Annotated in this window: 16 protein-coding genes and 1 pseudogene; 11 read left to right on the top strand and 6 right to left on the bottom strand. The window is 53.0% G+C overall.

All coding sequences use genetic code 11. From position 1 onward, the window contains the following. Positions 1-82: 82 nt before the first annotated feature. A complete protein-coding gene (locus tag ACZ1HK_RS06345) occupies positions 83-787 on the top strand; it encodes an IS6 family transposase (RefSeq protein WP_472627992.1) in 705 nt (234 codons plus the stop codon). Between the two features lie 207 nt (positions 788-994). Here the strand turns inward: ACZ1HK_RS06345 and ACZ1HK_RS06340 are convergent, their stop codons facing one another. The 3 genes from ACZ1HK_RS06340 to ACZ1HK_RS06330 all read right to left on the bottom strand — a co-directional run bounded on the left by ACZ1HK_RS06340 (position 995) and on the right by ACZ1HK_RS06330 (position 4,930). Continuing rightward, entirely contained in the window at positions 995-2,494 is a 1,500-nt protein-coding gene (locus tag ACZ1HK_RS06340) for a putative bifunctional diguanylate cyclase/phosphodiesterase (protein ID WP_472627991.1), read from the bottom strand. After that, the gene (locus ACZ1HK_RS06335; protein ID WP_472628105.1) at positions 2,491-2,757 is read right to left on the bottom strand and encodes a PAS domain-containing protein; all 267 of its coding nucleotides are present in this window, start codon (positions 2,755-2,757) and stop codon (positions 2,491-2,493) included. Before ACZ1HK_RS06335 ends, ACZ1HK_RS06340 begins: the two co-directional genes overlap by 4 nt. Before the next feature lie 130 nt (positions 2,758-2,887). Beyond that, entirely contained in the window at positions 2,888-4,930 is a 2,043-nt protein-coding gene (locus tag ACZ1HK_RS06330) for an MFS transporter (protein ID WP_472627990.1), read from the bottom strand. A 415-nt stretch (positions 4,931-5,345) separates the two neighbouring features. On the opposite strand from ACZ1HK_RS06330, the gene ACZ1HK_RS06325 reads away from it, so the two are divergent. After that, positions 5,346-5,561 (top strand): hypothetical protein, encoded by a 216-nt coding sequence (locus ACZ1HK_RS06325; protein WP_472627989.1) that lies wholly within the window; start codon positions 5,346-5,348, stop codon positions 5,559-5,561. Between the two features lie 426 nt (positions 5,562-5,987). Here the strand turns inward: ACZ1HK_RS06325 and ACZ1HK_RS06320 are convergent, their stop codons facing one another. Then, the gene (locus ACZ1HK_RS06320; RefSeq protein ID WP_472627988.1) at positions 5,988-6,380 is read right to left on the bottom strand and encodes a thermonuclease family protein; all 393 of its coding nucleotides are present in this window, start codon (positions 6,378-6,380) and stop codon (positions 5,988-5,990) included. A gap of 998 nt (positions 6,381-7,378) precedes the next feature. Here ACZ1HK_RS06320 and ACZ1HK_RS06315 point away from each other — a divergent pair. The 3 genes from ACZ1HK_RS06315 (at position 7,379) to ACZ1HK_RS06305 (ending at position 10,777) form a co-directional block, all read left to right on the top strand. Then, positions 7,379-7,705 (top strand): hypothetical protein, encoded by a 327-nt coding sequence (locus ACZ1HK_RS06315; RefSeq protein WP_472627987.1) that lies wholly within the window; start codon positions 7,379-7,381, stop codon positions 7,703-7,705. Between the two features lie 711 nt (positions 7,706-8,416). After that, positions 8,417-9,550, top strand: coding sequence for a hypothetical protein (locus ACZ1HK_RS06310; RefSeq protein WP_472627986.1), 1,134 nt, complete (start codon positions 8,417-8,419; stop codon positions 9,548-9,550). 189 nt (positions 9,551-9,739) lie between these two features. After that, complete coding sequence (locus tag ACZ1HK_RS06305; RefSeq protein ID WP_472627985.1) at positions 9,740-10,777, top strand: calcium-binding protein; 1,038 nt, start codon at positions 9,740-9,742, stop codon at positions 10,775-10,777. A 124-nt stretch (positions 10,778-10,901) separates the two neighbouring features. On the opposite strand, the gene ACZ1HK_RS06300 is transcribed toward ACZ1HK_RS06305, so the two are convergent. Further along, entirely contained in the window at positions 10,902-11,093 is a 192-nt protein-coding gene (locus ACZ1HK_RS06300; protein ID WP_472627984.1) for a hypothetical protein, read from the bottom strand. 2,086 nt (positions 11,094-13,179) lie between these two features. On the opposite strand from ACZ1HK_RS06300, the gene ACZ1HK_RS06295 reads away from it, so the two are divergent. Further along, the gene (locus ACZ1HK_RS06295) at positions 13,180-13,956 is read left to right on the top strand and encodes a calcium-binding protein (protein WP_472627983.1); all 777 of its coding nucleotides are present in this window, start codon (positions 13,180-13,182) and stop codon (positions 13,954-13,956) included. A gap of 766 nt (positions 13,957-14,722) precedes the next feature. Here ACZ1HK_RS06295 and ACZ1HK_RS06290 read toward each other — a convergent pair. Next, positions 14,723-15,763 carry a calcium-binding protein gene (locus tag ACZ1HK_RS06290; protein WP_472627982.1) on the bottom strand — a complete coding sequence of 347 codons (1,041 nt, stop codon included), beginning with the start codon at positions 15,761-15,763 and terminating at the stop codon, positions 14,723-14,725. Between the two features lie 1,168 nt (positions 15,764-16,931). Between ACZ1HK_RS06290 and ACZ1HK_RS06285 the strand changes: the two genes are divergently transcribed. From ACZ1HK_RS06285 to ACZ1HK_RS06265, 5 genes and pseudogenes are all read left to right on the top strand, one after another. Next, positions 16,932-18,677 carry a type I secretion system permease/ATPase gene (locus tag ACZ1HK_RS06285; protein WP_472627981.1) on the top strand — a complete coding sequence of 582 codons (1,746 nt, stop codon included), beginning with the start codon at positions 16,932-16,934 and terminating at the stop codon, positions 18,675-18,677. 31 nt (positions 18,678-18,708) lie between these two features. Beyond that, positions 18,709-19,005, top strand: coding sequence for a hypothetical protein (locus ACZ1HK_RS06280; RefSeq protein ID WP_472627980.1), 297 nt, complete (start codon positions 18,709-18,711; stop codon positions 19,003-19,005). After that, positions 18,981-19,448 (top strand): hypothetical protein, encoded by a 468-nt coding sequence (locus tag ACZ1HK_RS06275; RefSeq protein WP_472627979.1) that lies wholly within the window; start codon positions 18,981-18,983, stop codon positions 19,446-19,448. The genes ACZ1HK_RS06280 and ACZ1HK_RS06275 overlap by 25 nt, the downstream gene beginning before the upstream one ends. Positions 19,449-19,526: 78 nt before the next feature. Next, entirely contained in the window at positions 19,527-19,982 is a 456-nt protein-coding gene (locus tag ACZ1HK_RS06270) for a beta-barrel domain-containing protein (RefSeq protein ID WP_472627978.1), read from the top strand. A gap of 98 nt (positions 19,983-20,080) precedes the next feature. Next, a pseudogene (locus ACZ1HK_RS06265) lies at positions 20,081-20,264 on the top strand (IS6 family transposase); the annotation flags it as partial.

The following is a 20,264-nucleotide window of genomic DNA, read 5'->3' as shown; positions in this document are numbered from 1 at the left end:
TGAGAAAGGCCCAAACCTGCCGTCGGGCCTTGTCAGAGGAACATCGCTTGAGCGGGGCAGGGCGGTTTCGTAGCGTCGCGGGATGACCAAACGATCCCCGTTCAAATACTTCAAGACGAGCCCTGAGATCATCCGCCTAGCGGTGATGTACTACGTCCGTTTCCCACTTTCGCTCAGAAACGTGGAGGGCTTGCTCCATGAGCGTGGCATCGATGTCAGCTATGAGACCATCCGATACTGGTGGCAGAGGTTCGGTCCGATGTTTGCGTCTGAGATTAAGAAGCGGCGGGTCGAAGGGATGAAGTCCAGTCGCTGGCGTTGGCATCTGGACGAGGTTTTCGTGAAGATCGCGGGTAGGACGCACTATCTCTGGCGAGCCGTAGATCACGAGGGCGAGGTGCTAGAAAGCTATGTAGCCAAACGTCGCGACAAGAAGGCAGCGTTGAAACTCCTAAGAAAAGCAATGCGCAAGCACGGTCAACCTGAAGTGTTGGTGACCGACAAGCTGCGTTCCTATGGCGCTGCTCTTAAGGAATTAGGCGGCGCAGATCGGCAAGAGACGGGTCGCTGGACAAACAATCGAGCGGAGAATTCGCACCTTCCGTTCCGACGAAGGGAGAGGGCAATGCAGCGCTTCCGGCGGATGCGAAGTTTGCAGGAGTTTGCCTCCGTCCACGCATCTGTCTCAAACCACTTCAACCAGGACCGCAGTCTCGTAAGTCGAAAACACTTCAAGCTGCGCAGAACCGCCGCTCTGACCGAGTGGCGCGGTCTTTGCGCTGAATAAACGGCAGTGTCTCTGTCCGGGCAGAGACTGGTTCGAATTTGTCTGACAGCACCCAGCCCACAGCTACAGCGTCACTTAATCAGGCACAAAGCCAGCTTTGAGCAGCCATCTGACTTCGTCACCTAGGCCGGGATTGATGTTAGATGCCAAAGAAGCAAATTCCGATCCATGCGCCGCAATGCCAGTTGATCTCGGCGACAAGTGGCACTAGGGCAGTTTGTCTATCGATAGCTCCACTATTGGGAGCTTTGAAGTTGAACGCCAAAGGCACCCGCTAGTCTGATCCATCATTTTGAACAGGTCGGATTCGGCCATCGGCTTGCCGAAGTAGAACCCCTGCAAAGTGTCGCAACCCAATTCGCGAGCGAGTTGCGCCTGGACTTCAGTTTCCACCCCTTCCGCGACCACTTTCAGCCCTAGGCTCTTCCCAATGCCAATTAGCGACTCGATCAATGCTCGGGAACGTTGGCTTTCTGCAGCAGGCTGAATGAATTGACGATCAATCTTGAGAATGTCTGGGTTTATCTGAAGCAGCCCTTTGACTGAAGCATGACCGGTTCCGAAATCGTCTACAGCAATCTCTACGCCGATTTCACGCAATTCCTCTAATGTCCATCCGGTGGTGCTATGGATCTGCTCCAAGTAAACTGATTCAACCAACTCAACGGTCAAACGTTTTGGGTCGATCCCTGAGACTCTTATTTCGTGTAAGAGCGCCGTGTCGGCGAGGCGACCAGCAGAAACGTTGATCGCAAACCTAGAGACCTTGGTATGTGCTTTATCAAGATATGTCACCGCTTCGGCAAGGCGGCTGAACAAGATCGCATCAATCTTTGCTAAGATCCCCATTTGTGCCGCGACCTCTAAGAAATCCGCTGGCGGCATAAGACCCCTTGTCGGATGGCACCATCGTACGAGAACTTCAACACCCGTAATTTGACCTGTCGAAGCATTCACCAAAGGCTGGAAATAAGGAACGAACTCTTCCCGCTCGCACGCAACTAGTAGCTCTGCCGCTAGATGCCTGGTCGCCAAGGATTTGGTATGCATTTCTGCCGTAAAGAAGGACCAACGCCCACGGCCCGCCGACTTTGCGTGATAGAGCGCCATGTCTGCATCTCCGACGATTTCTTCGGGGTTCTTGGTTTTATCGTCCGCGATCGCTAGGCCGACACTGGCCCCACAGGATACCAATTTTCCGTCGTATTCAAATGGCTTGGACATCTCCTTTATGATGATGTCTGCGAGGCCGCTGATTTCGAGAGCGCTTTCTCCGAGAGGCCTCAAAATCACAAACTCGTCTCCCCCCAAGCGCGCGACAAGGTCTGAGTCGGAAGTGATCCGCTTCAACATTGAGGCAACGGCGACAAGTAAACTGTCGCCCGCTTCATGGCCAAGTGTGTCATTGATGGACTTAAAGCGATCCAGATCGATGTAAAGGATTGCGAAGGCGGTGCCGCCATTTCTTAGGGAGGAAATCCAGATGCTTAGGCTCGCCTCAAAGTGCCGCCGGTTAGACAGGCCGGTTAACGGATCCTCGTTGGAGTCGCGTGTGACGGATGTGGCGATGGAGCGCAGGCGTCTGTTCTCGCTTTCCAAGAAAGCGACCTGTTCCGTGTATTTCGCAACTAGATCGTAGGTGGAGGCGTCGTCTGCGAGCTCTGTAACGTTCTTCAACGGCGTTGAGTGGGATTGAAGCTCGATCAAGGAGCAGAGCCACCAGCGACTGCCGTCCTCTGGGTCAGTGAGGGTGTCCACGTCATCGTAACCCAGACAGGGTCACTGTTCTTCTTGTAGAGCCGCACTCTGACGGAGAAGTGCTCCCAACGCATCAGCTTATCGATGGTAAAGAGGTGGGCGCTTTGGTCCATGTCCGGGCTGACAAAGATGGTTGCCCGCTGGCCGATAACGTCGGCTTGGTCAGATCCCATTATTCGAGCTAGCGACTTATTACACCAATGGAACACCATCACTGCACCGTCGTCGTCGCTTGCGAGTGCCAGACCCAAGCCTTCGTTGCACTTGGAGGGCACTTGTTCGAGGAGTCCGGGCGATATCATGAAACCATTCACTAAGTACCTGATAGGTATCGCTCATGAGTTAACGAGTGGTTAACGGAGCCCGGCGCTTCTGAAGTCGACGCCCCGTTTGTTTGGCGGCGTCCGACAGAGCATTCAGCGGCCGCTCGCGGGCGACGGGCCTGCTTCTGCAGGGTGCTGGCTTGCGCCAAATGCGCAGAGCAATGCCAAGAGACACAACGCACATATCGCGAGGCTCGCGTACCCTATATCCATCCATGCCAGGACAGAGACTGTCGCAATACCGCCGATCCGGGCAACGGTGATGTCTAAGCTTGCCGAGAAGGTCGTTAAGCCTTCTGGCGCAAATTTGTAGGATTAGCTGCGTCGAGGGTGCATTGCTACACGCCAGTCCGGCGCCGACCAGAACGGACGATAGTGCGACGAGCAAGACGCTTTGATGATTGAACAACAGCAGCACGGCGACCGCCAGAAAGAGCGGCGCAGCCAGCATGATCCCTTGGACGTGATCGCGATCGACCAAGTTCCTCAGCACTGTGCTGATACACGCAAAAGTGAGCCACGCCAACGACAAGACGAGACCGATGCCGGAGGCGCTGATGTCATTGTCGGACAACCGAACCGGCAGGCGGAATAAACAATAGGTGACGCTTCCATAGGTTAAGAAGACGTAAGCGAGTGTCAATAGAAGGTCCCGACTGCGCAGGATTTCCCAGTAGTTTGGTGTGGGTGCCGTGGAGGGTGCGGTATCTTGCGACTCAGTAGATTTCGTTAGCAAGACCCAAGCGATGGCAGCCAAAATTGCGATGAAGGCGAAAGCCAGTCTCCAGCTGTGCCCCCCAAAGAAGTGCCCATAAAGAAGCGGGGCGAAGGCTGCGATGTAGCCGGTGAGACTCCCCCACAAGATCAACGCACGTCCTGGCATGTCAGGGGAGGCACGAGTGAGGTAAATCGGAACCAGCGGGGAAAAAATGCCGCTCCCGAGCCCTTGCACAAGGCGCCCGAAAAAGAGGGTTTGAGAGGTCTGCGCTGTGGCAGCGACCAAAGCGCCCGCCGCGAAAAACGCTACTCCCGCGACAAAAACCTTCCGGATGTTGAGTGCGTCGCCGAAGCATCCGCAAAACAGCACACCAAGGGCGACCGCGGCGCCGTAGATATTGAACACCCAGGCAAGATCCCCAACCGACAAAGCAAAATGCGCCTGTATGGCGGGCAACAAGAGGGGCACAAGCGTAAGATCCATCACGAAGGCGACGTAGGCCGAAATCGGTCCGAGAATTAAGGCACTGGGCAAGGTGAGTCCTCCGCCCTTCTTGCGAATTTTTGCGGATCTCGGCGTCAACTTCCAAAGTGTTTCCTTAGCCATTGGCAGGAACTCCAACCCCAAGGGCGGCCCGCGCGAGTGACGCAGGAATCTTTGTTTTTGTTTCCCCGCCGCGCCTTGGACGGCGGGTCGCGTTTTGGACAGCGTACGCGCCAATTCGCTGGCTTCCATCCAGATCAGATAGTCTTCCTCGGTCACCTGTTGGTCCGGCCCGATCCAACGTCCAGGCTCGCAATGGTTGAAGCAATAGCGCAGATGCGCACCTTTGGCAGCGACACGCTGCGGCACAAGCGCGAAGACGTACGAGGGGTTCCAAGCCGCCACTGCAACCTCTAGCATCAGACGCGAGAGCAGGGTGGTCACGCCTTGACTGCGCGCGCCACCAAGGCCTTGGGCGCGCAGCCAGAATTCGCCCTGATAGCAGACCTGTCCAGTGATGAAATCAAGCGCGTTGGGTCCCGAGTAAAAGGTCTGATCCGGGTCAGGCGTCGAGTCAGGCGTGATGTATTTGTGGCGATGACAGACCAAGTGCGTGTTCAGCGAGGTGCCCGACAGATCAAGAAGCCGTACGGCTTGAGTGTGGATCAAATCGCCGTTTTCGTTGAACCCGCAAATCCAAAAGCCGTTCGTTTGGTCAATGTATGAAGCCGCTACGTCGAACATCGGATAGATTGGCCCACGATCAGACAACTTGCTTCGGTAGGCCCGGTATTTGGCGAAGTCGTCGCCAATCTCGATACGAATGCCGTTTTTTTCCAGGTCTCTGGCAATACGGGACAATTGGGTTGTTAGTTCAAAAAGTCTACTTGGCGACGTCATCCTTGAGCAAGCCTCCTCAGTCCCAGGTTACCAGGCGTTTTTGAGGGCAATATGGTTAACATACCGTTAGTCATGAGTTGGTTTTGAGGTTTAAAGGGAAATCGCGCTGAATGTGCTTAGGTCGCATCGGCGGCGAGGTTTCACGGCAACTCTGTGCGCGAGAAATGACCGCTCAAAAAGATGTTCCATTGCACTTTCGTGCATAGCACGTGGCGCGCCGCCACAACGGATACATCCCTGTATACCTGTCCACCAATAGCGTGCTGAGCAACCCCAGATACGAGATTTGGGCGAGAAACCGCTTACGCAAAGGTTAACTTAAGACTTCATTAACACTAATTGCCAACGGTCTCTTTAGCCAAAAGGGAGAATGACCATGACCCCAGATACTTCCATTCTAGAAAAGCTGCTTGTCGCGGAAACTGCAGCAGAGCGGCGTGGCTTCGAGAACACCAAGAAGGCGCTTACCGAGATGATTGAGATTGAACGCCGGAGCCTTTTGGTTCGCGGCGCAGGCTTCTACGCTGTGCCCCCCAACCAAACCACAAATCCGCGCCGCGCGGCTTCCAAACGTGCGTTAGGGGATTGTTAACCACGCTTCGGCATCCTCTTCGCTATTGTATGGGGAAGAGATATGACTAGAAACACAGACGACGTGTTCCGTGCAATCGCTGAACTCGCGCTCGAATGTTCAAGCGAACACGGAATGGACAATTCACTGAGAAGACTGGAACCCGTATTGAAGGGTTTGAGCGAAGACTTTGGAGTGGATCTTCATTTGCTTCGCTCGCGGCTGCGACGGCAGATAGTGGCGCTGCATTTACCATGCGTCGTTGCTTGCAGTCCGCTCCCGAAATCGGGTCGAGTGCTGGCCAAACAGCGCACGATTTCTTGCGGAACGTCCACTAGACCTTCGAGGAGGCAAAGTGGCCTTGCTTGACCTGCCAGTGCGGGCGGTTCCAGGAGCCGTGTTCTACTCGCTCATGGGAACGCTCGCTGTTGCGCCCTCCACCAGCTACTAGCACCAAAATTCAGGTCCGTCTGGCCAATACCTTGCAAGGCCCTCACGAACGAGGATGTCGCCAAAATCTTCGTCGTTCACATATAGGTTTGCCAGCATTCTGCCGTAACGGTCGGCTTCTCCCAACGATTGGATCTGCCAGTCGCTCTTGTTAGGCAAAGCAACCAAGCGCCTGGAAGCCGCTCGGATCCAATCAACCCAGGTGTGGCCGACACAGGCGTTTGTGTGCTCTTCCGGTGTGTCGAACCCAGCAAGGCATGGGTCTAGGTCGCTTGGCTGATGCGTCTCACCGTCAAACGCAAGTATGGCGGTCGGTTCCGTTACAATACTGGATCGTCGTTGCTCCAAGAGCGTATAATGAAACGGGAATGGCCGAGGCAACGGAAGCATCCAATCCTTAAGGCAAAACGATACTCCCGAACCAGTCGCGCGCTCACCGGTCTAAAGAATTGTAACACCTTGCGCTTCATACCAAGATCGCAGGGTCGCAATTGAATGCTACGTTTGTCTAAGACTAGAGACGCAAAAAATCTTGGAACCGTGCTCTGTGCTTCGGAGGTCGCTCCTGCCACCACACGAACGCAAAATCCGTAAGTAAACACTGGGCCTCATTCTCAAGTACTTACGCTGTGTTCTTTTCCGCAGGAATCGAAACGCAAACAGCGAAACACTCACGAAGCTAAAGGTACCCTTCAACCATTGCCACTCTGAAAGAATACGTCTGATCCGCGGTCGTCTATAGAATTCGGCTCAGAATCCACTTGATTGTCGCAAGGTTATAGCCCTCGTCCCCTTGATGCGAGAGTCGCCTGTAAAATGGCTGGGGTTTGGCACGGTGTTATCTCGACTGGTCCACAATGCGCTCTGATCCGTGTTGCGGTAGGCCAACCGGTCTGCAACCGGTCTTGAATGGATACGCCGAACAAGTGTTTTATGGTGATCCGGACAGCAGAGGAAGTGGCTTTAGTTGGTGTCTTCGCGACGCCGTGCACTTTGGATTTTGTCACCCAGGAACGCTGACGTTGACGATTTTATTCGATGGGGTGATTTGGTAAGCAGCGATCAAAATCGATTCATATGGTTTGGATTGAGAAGCTCTTTATTGAGTTGAAACTTGCGCCAGCCGCAAGGCATGCTTGGGCTGCGAGCGTAGTGCGCCCACAAGGATTTAGGATTGCTCCGTCCAAATTAAGAAAAATATGAGCGGGTTGCTGAAGGGAGCGGCATTGGTGTTCGCCTGGATAGCTTCAGACGGGCAAAAATCATGTAGAATTTGTTCAACTTCTTTCCTGTCCATTAAGATAGCTTTCAAAGAGTCAAGGCTTGTAGTTACTATTTCCACTTGGAAGGCAAGGTAAGAGTAGTTCTTTTTGAGGAAAATTAGGGAAATGGAGGCTCTAGCGGCCCATGAGCTTCTTGAGAATGGCAAAACGGCACACGCCACAGCAGCAGTAGTAGCTAGTCGCTTTCCAGACGCGTCAGCTTTGGAGATCTGCTTTGCACTTTGTACGGTCGCAGCGAACCTCGAAGCGCCAGTCATCAATCACCCCAAACTTGGATTGCCATTGCCGCTTGCCATCTATCGGACAGCAACCACCATAGCCGCTGATGTTTGCTTTCTTCAGACCTCACAACAGAGTCACGTATTGGCATGGCAGTTGGCTGAGTACTGGAGCGCAAGCGACGATGAGTTTTTTGTTGCGCCCGCCAAATGATGCATGCGCTTCTCCCTGGAGCGTCCAAACCCGCTATTTTCCTTAGAAATAGGCAAGCCTGAGAAAGCCAGTCCCAAGCCAGTTTTTTGCTCTTGTGGCAAAAACGTACGGCTCCTTCTGGGACGCGAAATCTAGTGAGACTGCGGTAACGAAATCGAGCGACGGCTTCTGCATCATCGCACCAAGTGGTCACAGCAGTCTGGACAAAGGAGGCTCGCGTTTGGCGCAATGCCCATCACAACGAAGGCGGTACGCATCCCCACCCCGATATACTCAAAAGTAGCACCCAGGGCGAATGTACAGAGCTAGTTAACACCGCTGTAAACACGATGCGCTACTTCGATGACCTCTTCAACGAGGCGACTCCCCAGAGAGGGAATGACCTTGGGCGGTCGCATTCAGTTATCAAAAGATGCTCTGATAGACCGAGTGCTACGATACACCAATGCGGGCTGTGAGTGTAGAGTTTGCCAATGAGGCATTCACGCATCGAGCTCTAACCTACCTTTTCGCCCAGTGACACTGATAGTGCCCACAACGATAACTCGTCCGCTCGCTAGGTTTTGTGTCCAGATGAGAGGAAATGGTTTACAAAAGCCTTCAGAAACCCCTTCAACAGGTTTCAATACTCCATCGCTTTGCCCAATTTTGAACATCCGGTACAACCTACCGAAGGTCTAGCCCTCGATCAGCGAAACTGAGGGTGTGATAATGACTGTTTATGAGATCAACGCAATTGAGTCGACCGGTGTTTATTCTACTGACGGCCATTTCAACGTGAATATTTTGCCTGGTGCAAATACAGGTGAGACACCTTGGGGTGGGAACGATGGTAATCCGCTCGGCGCACCAACACAGGAAACTATCAATGCTCTTTCTGAGTTCAGAGTCGAATACACCAGGTTTCCGGCTGGTCAAGAAAAAGAAGCGTTCTCTAAATACGGTATCGTAATTAACGGGCAGTTAAGTGATTTTCTAGATGAATACCTTTCGTATGCTCATGAGCATGGCATCAAGGTAAGCCTGGTCGTTCCAGTTGAAACACTGGTGCCATACGGAGGCGTTGGCGCAGAAGAACTTTACGACCAACTGGCAACGATGTCGCAACTGATCGGTGAACAGTATCCCGGCACTGTGGCGTCATATGAACTCGGCAATGAATACTGGATCAAGAGAGAGCCGGGCGACGAAACGCGTGAAGTAGACTATGGTGCTGGAGCCGCGCAGGCTGCAGTCGCGCTCAAGTCCGGTATGGAAGCTTCTGGCGACAGTGCAGCTATCCTAATTCAAGCCTGTGGAAACCTTGGGGGAAGCTATGGCAATGATATCGGCACAGCAAATGCAGCAATTCAAAACGCTTTTGAGCAAGTTGCTGATCCGCATGGTCTGATCGAAGGCGTCGTTAGAAACTTTTACTGGCGGGATCCCGACCAAGGTGGCTTTCAGGATGATAGTGGGATCTTTGCCGAAGATCGTGGGCTTTATGAAAATTTCGATGGAGGCGAAGGGGCAAATTGGGAAAATTGGGTGGGAACCGATCTTTTGCGAGTTGTTGGCGAATTCAACATTAATCGCAACATGGCCCTAAGAGGTGATGAAGTTGATATCGGTATTCATGGAGCATCCTTTATTTTGGAGCACTACACCAACCTGGTGGAGGCAGAAGTAGATTTCTCGTTCGCTTGGCCGATCATCCATAGTACCCAAAATGCGTACCTCAACCGCCATGAGGAAATAATTATCGAGACTGTGAATGGCTACGACGTCGTCGTTAACAGCACGCGCGCGGCAATGTTCGACATTCTTGGTGAGGTAACCGTTGGCCTGGAGTCTCTTGAATACTGATTGGACCGCGACCGAGGGCACAGAGGATCTTGAGGTTACTGTTTTCAGCAGCTTATTGCAGCCTGAGGAGATGCCGCAGAGAAGCGAGATCTTTATCGACTCTAGAACTTCAGAAGCCGGCGCCTTCTCGGTAGATCTTTCTTCGGTTGTAGATGAAGATGCGGAGGCTGTTTGCATATATCGTCGGGTATGCGCAAACCGGAGGCAATCACCGTAACGCCGAGCCTGCGCACGGTTGATCTTGGTTCAGCTTGGATAGACGGCACTCTCGAAGTCTTTTTGAACCCTTACGAGGTGCTGCACATTACGTCTGTTGAGCCTCGTACTTCCCCCGTGGAAACAGTCAACGAAATCTTTGGTACTGCGGCCGATGACTTTCTCCTTGGCCTGGAAGGAGCGGACTCCATCTCTGGCGAAAATGGAGATGATGTTTTGATTGGTGAAGGTGGCAACGATTTTATTCAGGGTGGCGACGGTGATGATACTATCCTTGGCAGTTTGGGCGACGATCACATTCGTGGTGAACATGGAGCAGATGTGCTCGACGGAGGCGAGGGCAACGATACAGCGATAGGTGGTGACGGTTCTGACACCATACTTGGTTACGGCGGCCGAGATGAATTGGAAGGTGGCGCGGGCCAAGATTTTCTAGTCGGAGGGGTTGGTGAGGACACGATTCTAGGTGGAAATGGCGACGACCGGATACACGGCCAAGAGGACAACGATTCTCTCCTGGGAGGAGTCGGTAACGACACTATTTTCGGCGACAATGGGTTCGACTTTCTCCAAGGAGATGCCGGTCAAGATTTGTTGATTGGTGGCGGAAATAGCGACTCTCTAAGTGGTGGAGATGGAGCCGACGAACTTATCGGTGATTGGGGGTTTGACACGTTGGATGGTGGTGCCGGAAACGACACCCTCAACGGCGGGTCAGGTGCTGACGTTTTGACCGGTGGACTTGGAGAGGACCTATTTTATTTCGACAATTTTGACGACCGCCTTGACCGAGTGACAGATTTCCAAGTTGGTGAAGACCTTCTCGTGTTCAATACAGGGGGGTTTGGAGGAAAGTTCAAAGGGGTGCAGTTTATCGCATATGACGGTGGCGAGTCCACTGTCGTACGGTTCCTTGATTCCAATGACATAGTTGATAAATCTCTTGGCGGTATTGTATTAGACAGTGTCGATCATAACAGTATTAGTGCAAGTGATCTATTGGTCTTCTGAATTTGATTGTAGAGCTCTGGCGTCGCGGCGTTTTTGTGCGGCGCTGCTTTATGAAAACCCTTTGCCAGTTACTGGTATGTTACTATGGACGTAGGTTTCTTGATCTCTGCAAAAAGCTGTAGTGTCAATTTTTATCGCTTCCTGTTGCCTTGAGGGAGAGCACGTCTTCGAGGCGATCCAAGGATACATTCAAAACAAATGGCAATACCTCCGATGCAAATTCAGAGCCTTCAGATGCTAACTTTGAAAAGAAACGAAGCTTTTCTACTATTCCTTTTGGGGTGTTGGGGTTGATGCCCGCAATCTCAGTCTCCAACTCCTCTAGTTGGTGAAGGTAACTGTGAATACGCAGACTCGGACAACTCAAGTTGCTCAAATTGGTATTCACTGATGCCTACAGGTGCGACTGAGGGGCGGTTAGTTTCGGTTTTTCGAAATATGCTTGCAGACGAACCAACCGAATATTTACCTGTTTCGATTTGCTGAGGCAGGGACATATTTTGCGGCAAAGAGATGGCCTGGCTGTCATCGTTGGGCGTCACCGTATCATCTACCGAAACCCTGTAGCTGCTATCGTCGCTTGTAGCGGCTCGGCCAACTCTCTGATGATGCTCGGCGATGCATGCGTACGCGTCCGTTACTTTTTTGGTTTCCTCCACATACCTAAGTCGCATCCCAGCGTGCTCGTTGATCAGGCTCGTTGATAAGCTCTTTTCGTGAGCTGTTTGCAGCTGGAGACCATAAAACGTTCGCCGTTCTCAGTGGTCTGTCGTCCCGGTTGGTCATGTCTTTCACCCGTTTTTTCTAAGATAAGTTCAGGCATAGTAAAGATAGGGTTAACGCGATCGCCTGGAACTATGGAGGCCTAGCGAAGTTTGATGGGTGTACGCGGCGAAGCTTGGCAGGGTTGTGAAGTCGCCAGTGCCACAAGACCCGTTACATTGAAGAACGTATTGCTTGCAAAAGTACGCAAGATCGCCAGTGAGCCAAAGGCTCACCTGGCAAGTCTTTGCTACAGTTTCGGTTTCGGTGAGTTGATAGGTTTAGTGACTGCTCTACTCTTGATGGAGTCAAAACATTAAAAAAGAACAAACGTTTCGGATAAATTCGGTTTTGTAGCGACACGGAGGCCAGTAGCACTGCGTTGCGCTATCTTTCCGTCAATCCAACGGAGAAAGTATGGTTGGCGTACGAAGCTAGATGGAGGGTGGAATATGGTGTAATCCGCAACGGTGCGCCTACCACCCGTCAGGCGCGAGCAGTCTACGGATAGTGTTAGGGTGCAGGAAACGGATGAAAAATGCGTCATCGCCACTATGTCTCGGCGGCTTGCGGACGATTTTCCAAGGGCAACAAGGGACGGTGTCGACCTTAACTGCATAGAAAAAACCCGCATGGAAGAAGCGAGTGTATAGCGGTCATGTGTTCGTTAGATGCCCGAACTTCCAAGGGTTCCGTTTTGCCCCCACTCGCCGTTTGCTTCCGTGTCGTTTGAAGGCAACTCGCGAGACGATCACCAAATTGCGGAGTGCAATGCCGTGACTGCAACCCTCGCTGCGGTAGGGCGGTTAGCTTAACGTCCCTTCCCAGCTTGTCGCGTTCTCCAAGGTTAACCCCGAGACTCAATATCTTTCGGCAAGCCAACAGATACGCTTTGTAGCTCGCTTTTGGAGGGTTGATCCAAGAGTTGTCGGTCGAAGTTGATTTGTAAACCGAGTCGATGGCGTCGCCTTCTGGAAGCAAATGCTGGACATCAACTTTGTCTCTTTGTCTCGAGTGTTTCAGAACTGGTGCGATGAACCGATATTCTGGCGGAAAGGGATCGCAGAATGTGGTCTTGTGCCGTAACTTCGGGCACGGCCAAAAGCTCGAAGGACTCACCGTTGGCCTGAGACAAGTGCGCAACACAAGTTGTTTCAACTGCAATTTCCATCGTACTTTTTTGTTTTCGCATGCGAGAAGCAACGCCTCTGCCGTTACTAAAAGGGGCTGATCATCGATCGCTTCTAATCGGGAGAAGCACTAAGAACTTGCCGGTGTTGGATGATGTCGTTTTTGCATGCCACATGATGGCACTTAGACAACTGCAACGGTGTCGTCAGCTTCAGTGACATTGCGTGTGGTACGGTAGTTCGACATGCCTGAGAACCAAGTGGGCATAAACGCGGAACTACGTTTGAGTGAAGCACTTTAGTGTAACTATACTTATTCTTGCGGTCAGTGCAATTGACACAACACTCGTCTGACCCTCTGTCGTGTATCAAACACCCGCCGTTTTTAATTTGAGTTTTCGATTTGGCGGCGCAAATCAGTGGCCCGTTAACCAACATCCAAAGAATTACGAATTCAAGCGGTGTAGTGTGCTAAGTATCTCATGAGGTTCAACTTGCGAGACTCTTATCATGATTGGTATTCTTGGATTCTTGCTACTGGGTGTGGGAATTTCTCTAATGTTGCCGGACGGCTCTGAGGACGGAAGTTCCGATTTGGGAGGTGATGCCACCTCGGATGAGCCTTCTGTAGAAACAGACGAAAGCGCTTTGTTGCCTGATCAGACGGACTTACTAGATCTTCTGCCGTCAGGTTCCGGTGATGTAGAGATTGACGATACATGCGTTGATTTCACCTCGGGGCAAGGGGCGGCAGACGCTGTCGTTGCAGACGAAAGCGAAGCAGATAACAACCGAATCGGCACATCGAATGCACCTTACGAAAATGACTTCGATCTTGACGCGTTTGAGTCGGTCGAGTTCGCTCAAGACACCGACAATGAGATCATTGGTACAAGTGGAAGCGACCTGCTTGTAGGAGGGGGCGTTTCTGATGCAATCGTTGGCTGTTCTGGCGATGACTACCTATACGGTGGGGAAGGATCCGATACTATTTTTGGAGGAGACGGTAACGATCTGATTGTTGCGGTCTCAAACCCATATCTTGGAGATGAAGCTCTTGCCTCTGAGCTATACGGTGGCGATGGAGATGACACGCTCATTGGCGAGAACGACGACCTCTTGGTTGGGGGGCATGGAACTGACTTTTTCTATGTTTTTTCTGATGATGCAGCCACTCCCACGACTGCAAGAATTGCGGATTTTGACGCTTCAGCCGAGTCTCTGCTGATAGAAATGAGGGATGACCAAACTGGAGGCGAGCTTCATCTCGATGTTCGGCCAGCCTGAGCACGGCGTTGAAGTAGTCGTGAACGGAGTGCCAGTTGTCTTTTTGGAGGGAGTTTCTCAAACCGTTGAGTTGGATATCAGAGTGGCAAGCGTAGCTTAAAACTCAAGATCTTTTTCTTGAATGACCAAGGTTCTTCCAGTGTCTCCTGCTCTTGGGCAGCCATGTAGCTCGAGAAACCCACCTTAAGTATGAAAAAGTGGCCACGCGTGAACACTTCGACTGACCTGCCCCATTTCTAGTAGGCATGTTTCAGTGAGCGCATTTCGCGGTTTGGTCCATTTTTTGAGCGCCGAAAATGCTCCTACGGGATTAGCCTTTCGTGGCTTGAATATGGGGTTTGATGATTGGGGCCAACGCGCCATGCCGAGATCATGCATACCGATCAGGACAGCCAGTGAAGTCTTTTGCCTGGACAGATCAATTACAGCGATCCCGCTTGACGATCTCAAAGGATGGTAGATAACGCTGTTTGGACAACGATTTCGTGAAGCGCTCTGCTGGTCACTGAAAAAGGACTCTTTGCACAACCGAGAGTCCGAATTAGAAACTCGCGCTGGCTTCATCAATTGAATAGTGCCTTACGATCACATACCTCTCCACGGTGCCCCTTGCCGTAGCCTGTCCGCGGTGATGTGCTGGGCAAATAAGACGCCATACAGCCCGATCAATTAGGAGCAAATGGCAGCATTTGACACGATAAATTCTTTCCAAAAGAATAGAGATAGCTGCATTCCCCAAATGCCAGCGCCGACCAATTAGCATGGCTCAATGCAACATAATCTCTACAATAGGATGGTCAGCCGCCGATACATTCAGCAGCTTGGCGTATTTTTCCACTCCGAAGAAAACTTCCATACCCGAACCATCAACAGCGTCACGAAACGAAGCAACTCTTGCGAAATCTTCGTCTGACGGGTTAAACAAATTGAGTGTAAGTTTGTCGCTCGTAACGTCAAAATCGGTAACAACAGCAACTTGCGACCCTTTGAGTTCCGACACGGTGACGCTGAAGTTGTCGTTTCCTGCCCCACCCACTGCTACATCATAGTCACGTAAGTATAGCGTGTCGTTGCCATTTCCACCGTAGACAACGTCTTTTCCGTACCCGCCCCTGATTTCGTCATCGCCGCTTCCGCCGCGTATGGTATCAGAGCCAGTTCCGCCAAGCAGTGTGTCATCGCCGGCGTCTCCACTGATCAGATCATGTCCGCTGCCACCCAGAATTCTGTCGGTGTTTTCGCCCCCCTCTAAGGTGTCGCTCCCACTGTTACCGGTTAGAAAGTCGTTACCAGAGCCGCCGAGCAGCGTGTCATTTCCACCTCCACCGTACATTTGGTCTGCACCACGTAACCCTCGAATAAGGTCGCTTGCAGCGCCTCCAGACATCCGATCATTAAACTGACCTCCGATTAATGTGTCTTGTCCAGTTCCACCGGACATAAAGTCGATACCTCGTCCACCCAACAAAATATCGTTTCCTGGGCCTCCGGATAGCGTGTCGTTGCCAGATGATCCGCCGATTGTGTCGTTTCCGGCCTCACCTGAAACATAGTCCGCCCCAGGGCCAGAGGTTACTAAATCGTCCCCGTCTCCTGCGAACACATTGAACCCCACTTCAGATTGAATGGCGATCGTGTCGTCACCAGCGGACGTGAGAATATTTGATGCGAACTCGTCGTTAATGATGATGTTATCATCGTCGTCCCCGTATGTTGCGTCCAATGCATCAGTTTCATCATTATTGTCTCCGACAAAAATAAGCGAAACCGTAAAGCTGAGAAGCAGCAATGAGAAAACAGTTAGCAATGGAACGCCGCTCCTAATGCTTGCATCGCAGGCCAATGCTGAGTTCAAAGACACGCAATTTAAAGTCGCGCAAGGTCTGTTTTGACAATCTTTCTACGGAATTTTTGAAGTCGTCGTATCATTTTGTACTGCCATTCAATGACTGGATCATTAACAGCGCGCGCCAACCGGGGAGAAGGAGAGGTCTACAGCATAGTTGTGACTACAACCAAGCAAACCTAAATTCATCTGAAGCGTCGAAACGTTCGTCAAATGAACAAGCGGCGGATGACAGCATGAGTGTTGGCAGCGAAGGGAAAGGTCATAGTCTTTTCCCGCATCCACACTGGTCCCTTGGCTATCAAGGAAACAGATGTTCAACCGGTTGCCGCTTTCATGGGGCTCCATCCTCCAAAGCGCCATCAGTTTGCGCCTCTTCTCTGCCAAGTCTTCTTGTTTACCTTGCATACTGAACTCCATAGTGCAGGACGAGAAATGATACCCAAACAGAATTAAGTAACTACTAAGCTCTCGTTGTGAATCAGGGAGCGTTGGGGTGGATCAATCAAACCGGTCTGGCTTTTCTGGCGGTTTGTAAGTTGCCGGGCGGTCTTGAATGGTCTTTTGCAAGTTGTTGACGGCGGTAATTGCTCTCTAACGCGCCTCGTTTTGGGCCTCTTATGCCCCCACCTCTGTGGGGGTCTAGTGTAGCGGGAGCTAACGAGCCTCCTAGCCAAGAATAATGTGACGCAAGGCTCGTCTTCGTCTCCGTGGGATGTCTCTCTATTGAGATGCACAGTCTAGGTCCCTTGCGGCTGAGGCGAAATGCCACTCCGCCGTTTTGGTTCGAAAACTGCTCGAAGAAACCAGGTCAGAGTCCCAAGCGATCAAACAAGTTTGCTCATTGAGTTTCGCGCTAACGGACATCTGCGCCATCGATGAAAAAACTTATCTCCGTGGACAAAACGGGCCGATTTCTTGGCGGATTTCACAGGGATCGCGCTACGCGAAGGCCGCGAAGTCTAGCGGTGGTGCACGCATGTTCACAGTCTCAAAGCCGCCAAAGCAGACTCGATTGTGATGATTTCACCTTCTCTAAACAAGTTCGCGTTATGTATGACTCGTTAGTGGCTTTCACGCGCAATCCTGGAGCTAATGGATGCCTGTTGCCGCATATGTCTTGGTGTGAATGGGTTCAGATATTGACTACCGGAAAGTCGAACCACACAGACGAACTCAATACCTTCGGCGACGCAATGCGTGGCTTCTGTGGTCAGTGCTTCTTTTCAGTCTATTCGTAAACGTGCTGATGCTCACCGGTCCGCTGTACATGCTTCAGGTGTACGAACGTGTATTGGGATCTGGCAGTGAGGAAACTCTACTCGCGCTAACGATCTTGGTCGGCTTCCTGTTCTTCATGATGGGTTTGTTGGACTTCGCTCGCGCTCGCGTGGCTGCGCGTTATGGGGCGAAGTTGCAACAGTCATTCGATGCACGGGTATTCCGCGCGGCGCTGTCACGGGCACAGCGGACTGGGCAGGCGCAAACTGCTCTATCGGATTTGGCCTCCGTCCAGCGCCTGACCTCATCGCCCGTTTTCATGGCCGTGTTCGACCTGCCGTTCACCCCGCTTTTCATCGCTGTCATCTTTATCTTTCACCCATGGCTGGGTTGGTTGGCGCTCGGCGGTGCGGCACTCTTGGTGATCGTCACTATTCTGAACCGTCAGACAACGGCAAAACCGCTTGGCGAGGCTGCTGAAACGGGTCGCATGGCGGACCGAATGGCTGGAGAGATGCAGTCGCAGGCTGAGGTCATTCGTTCCCTCGGCATGCAGGATGCGGCCTTCTCCCGTTGGCATGGCCAGCGGAAGCGTGCGCTGAACGTCTCCATGCGCGCGGCGGATAAGGTGGGCGGGTTCTCCACCTTGTCCAAGACGCTTCGGTTGTTCCTGCAATCCGCTATCCTGGGCCTGGCAGCTCTGTTGGTTTTGCGTGGCGAGTTGAGGGCAGGGGCCATGATTGCCGGCTCCATCCTGATGGGACGGGCACTTGCCCCGATTGATCTTGCCATCGGCCAATGGTCGATGATCTCAGAGGCCGCACGTGGGTGGGGGCGACTGAACGGACTTCTGGCGGACGAGCCTGTGCCGTCCCCAAAGCTGGACCTGCCGCGACCGAAAGCAGCGCTCGAAGTGGCAAGCCTATCGGTCGTACCGCCCGGAGCAAGCGTGCCGACGCTGCGGGGCATTTCGTTTCGGTTAGAGCCTGGAGAAGCGGTCGGCGTGATTGGTCCGTCTGGCTCGGGCAAGTCCAGCTTAGCCCGTGCGATCACGGGTCTTTGGCAACCGTCAGGCGGGTCTATCCGCCTCGACCGGGCGACCCTCGACCAATACGAACCAGATCGGCTTGGAAAGCTGATCGGATATCTCCCACAAAGCGTCTCGCTTTTTGACGGGACGATTGCGCAGAACATTGCGAGGCTTGAGGCCGCTCCTAATGCAGAGGCCATTTCGACGGCAGCCGTGGCTGCGGATGCAGATACCATGATCCGCGCCCTTCCGGATGGGTATGAGACGCAAGTCTCTGGGATCGGGCCCATGCTGTCGGGTGGGCAGGTCCAACGCGTCGGCCTCGCCCGTGCACTCTATGGCGATCCGGTCCTCCTAGTTCTGGATGAGCCGAACTCCGCCTTAGACAGCGCGGGCTCGGAAGCCCTCAACAAAGCAGTGCAGGGCATGAAGGAGCGGGGTCTCGCCGTCATCATCATGGCGCATCGTCCGAATGCCATTCAGCAATGCGACAAGCTCTTGGTTCTACGTGATGGGATCGCGCAGGCCTTTGGTCCTCGCGACGAAGTATTGGCGCGCGTTTTGAAGAACACGGCGGACGTGCGGTTGGTGTCTGACAATCCGGGCAAGGGAGGCCTGACGTGAGCGAGAATGAGACCAGGCTCGGTCCGTTGCCGTGCCGATGCGTCTTGGCATTCTATCGCTCTTCGTACTCGTGGGCGGTTTTGGAACCTGGGCTGTGACAACAACTCTGTCCGGGGCGGTCGTGGCCTCTGGCCAGATTGAAGTCGATCTCAATCGACAGGCAATCCAGCACCCTGACGGCGGGTTGGTAGCGGAGCTACTGGTGGATGAAGGGGACCGCGTGGAGGCAAGGCAGGTCTTGGTCCGGCTCGACCCGTCAGAATTGCAGACGGAGCTTATAATCGTCGAGCCAATCTTGCCGAAGTGCAGGCGCGCAGGGCGCGGCTAGAGGCCGAGCGAGATGGCAGCGAAACGGTCACCTTTGCGCAAAACCTCCTGATATTTGCCGAAGCCGATCCGGAAATTGCAGATCTTCTGGCCGGACAAGAAAACCTCTTCGAGGCGCGTGCGGAGACAACGGCGCGTGAGATGGAACAACTGCGTGGGCGTGTCACCCAAATCAATGCCCAGGTCCGTGCCCTGGAAGCACAGCAAGATGCGCTTGCAGGCCAAGTCGCGCTTGTAGAAGAGGAGGCGGAGCGGCGGCAAGCCTTGCTGGACAGCGGGGGCGGCACGCGTGAACCAGTGGTCCGCTTGCAACAGGAACTTGTTCAACTCCAGGGGTCGGCAGGAGAAGTTGCTGCGGGACAGGCTGAGGCTGCGGAACGGATCATTGAAAACGAACTGGCCATCCTGCAGGCCTGCAAACAGAGCGACGCGAACAGGCGATAACTGAGGCTCCGCGAAATCCGTGTCACCGAACAGGAGCTAACGGAACGGGCCAATAACCTGGCCACACGCATCTCACGTATGGAACTTCGCGCCCCGGTTGCTGGACGAATTCATGGTCTGACGATCTTTGGCGGAGGGTCGGTTCTGCGTCCGGCTGATCCGTTTGCCTATCTGGTCCCCGAAGGACGACCTTTGGTGATTTCGGCCCGTGTCCCCGCGATCGACATCGATCAGGTGTTCGCGGGCCAAGAGGTCACTCTGGTTTTTCCAGCATTCAACCAAAACGAACTGCCAGAAGTTACTGGTCTAGTAAGTCAGACGTCAGCGGACGCGTTTGTCGATGAAGTCAGTGGCAACAACTTTTACCGCGCTGAAATTATTCTGCCAGAAGATCAGGCAGCACGTCTCGGGGATCGCGTACTTGTGCCCGGCATGCCCGTAGATGCATTCATCCAAACTGAAGAACGCACACCAATGACTTACCTGATTGAACCGTTCACGGCGTATTTTGGACGGGCGCTGCGGGAAGCCTGACGGCGAAGTCCTTACATCTGTAGTCAACCTGACAACCCGGTGGTATTTTCAGACGAAGCTTTGTTGAGATAGGCAGGCTGCCTTTGTAGGCTTGGTTCGTGACCAAACGATCCCCGTTCAAATACTTCAAGACGAGCCCTGAGATCATCCGCCTAGCGGTGATGTACTACGTCCGTTTCCCACTTTCGCTCAGAAACGTGGAGGGCTTGCTCCATGAGCGTGGCATCGATGTCAGCTATGAGACCATCCGATACTGGTGGCAGAGGTTCGGTCCGATGTTTG

The organism is Gymnodinialimonas sp. JB5-7 (assembly GCF_055693405.1).
Note: the sequence above shows the minus strand (reverse complement) of the source record. Positions and strands in the feature narration are given on the sequence as shown.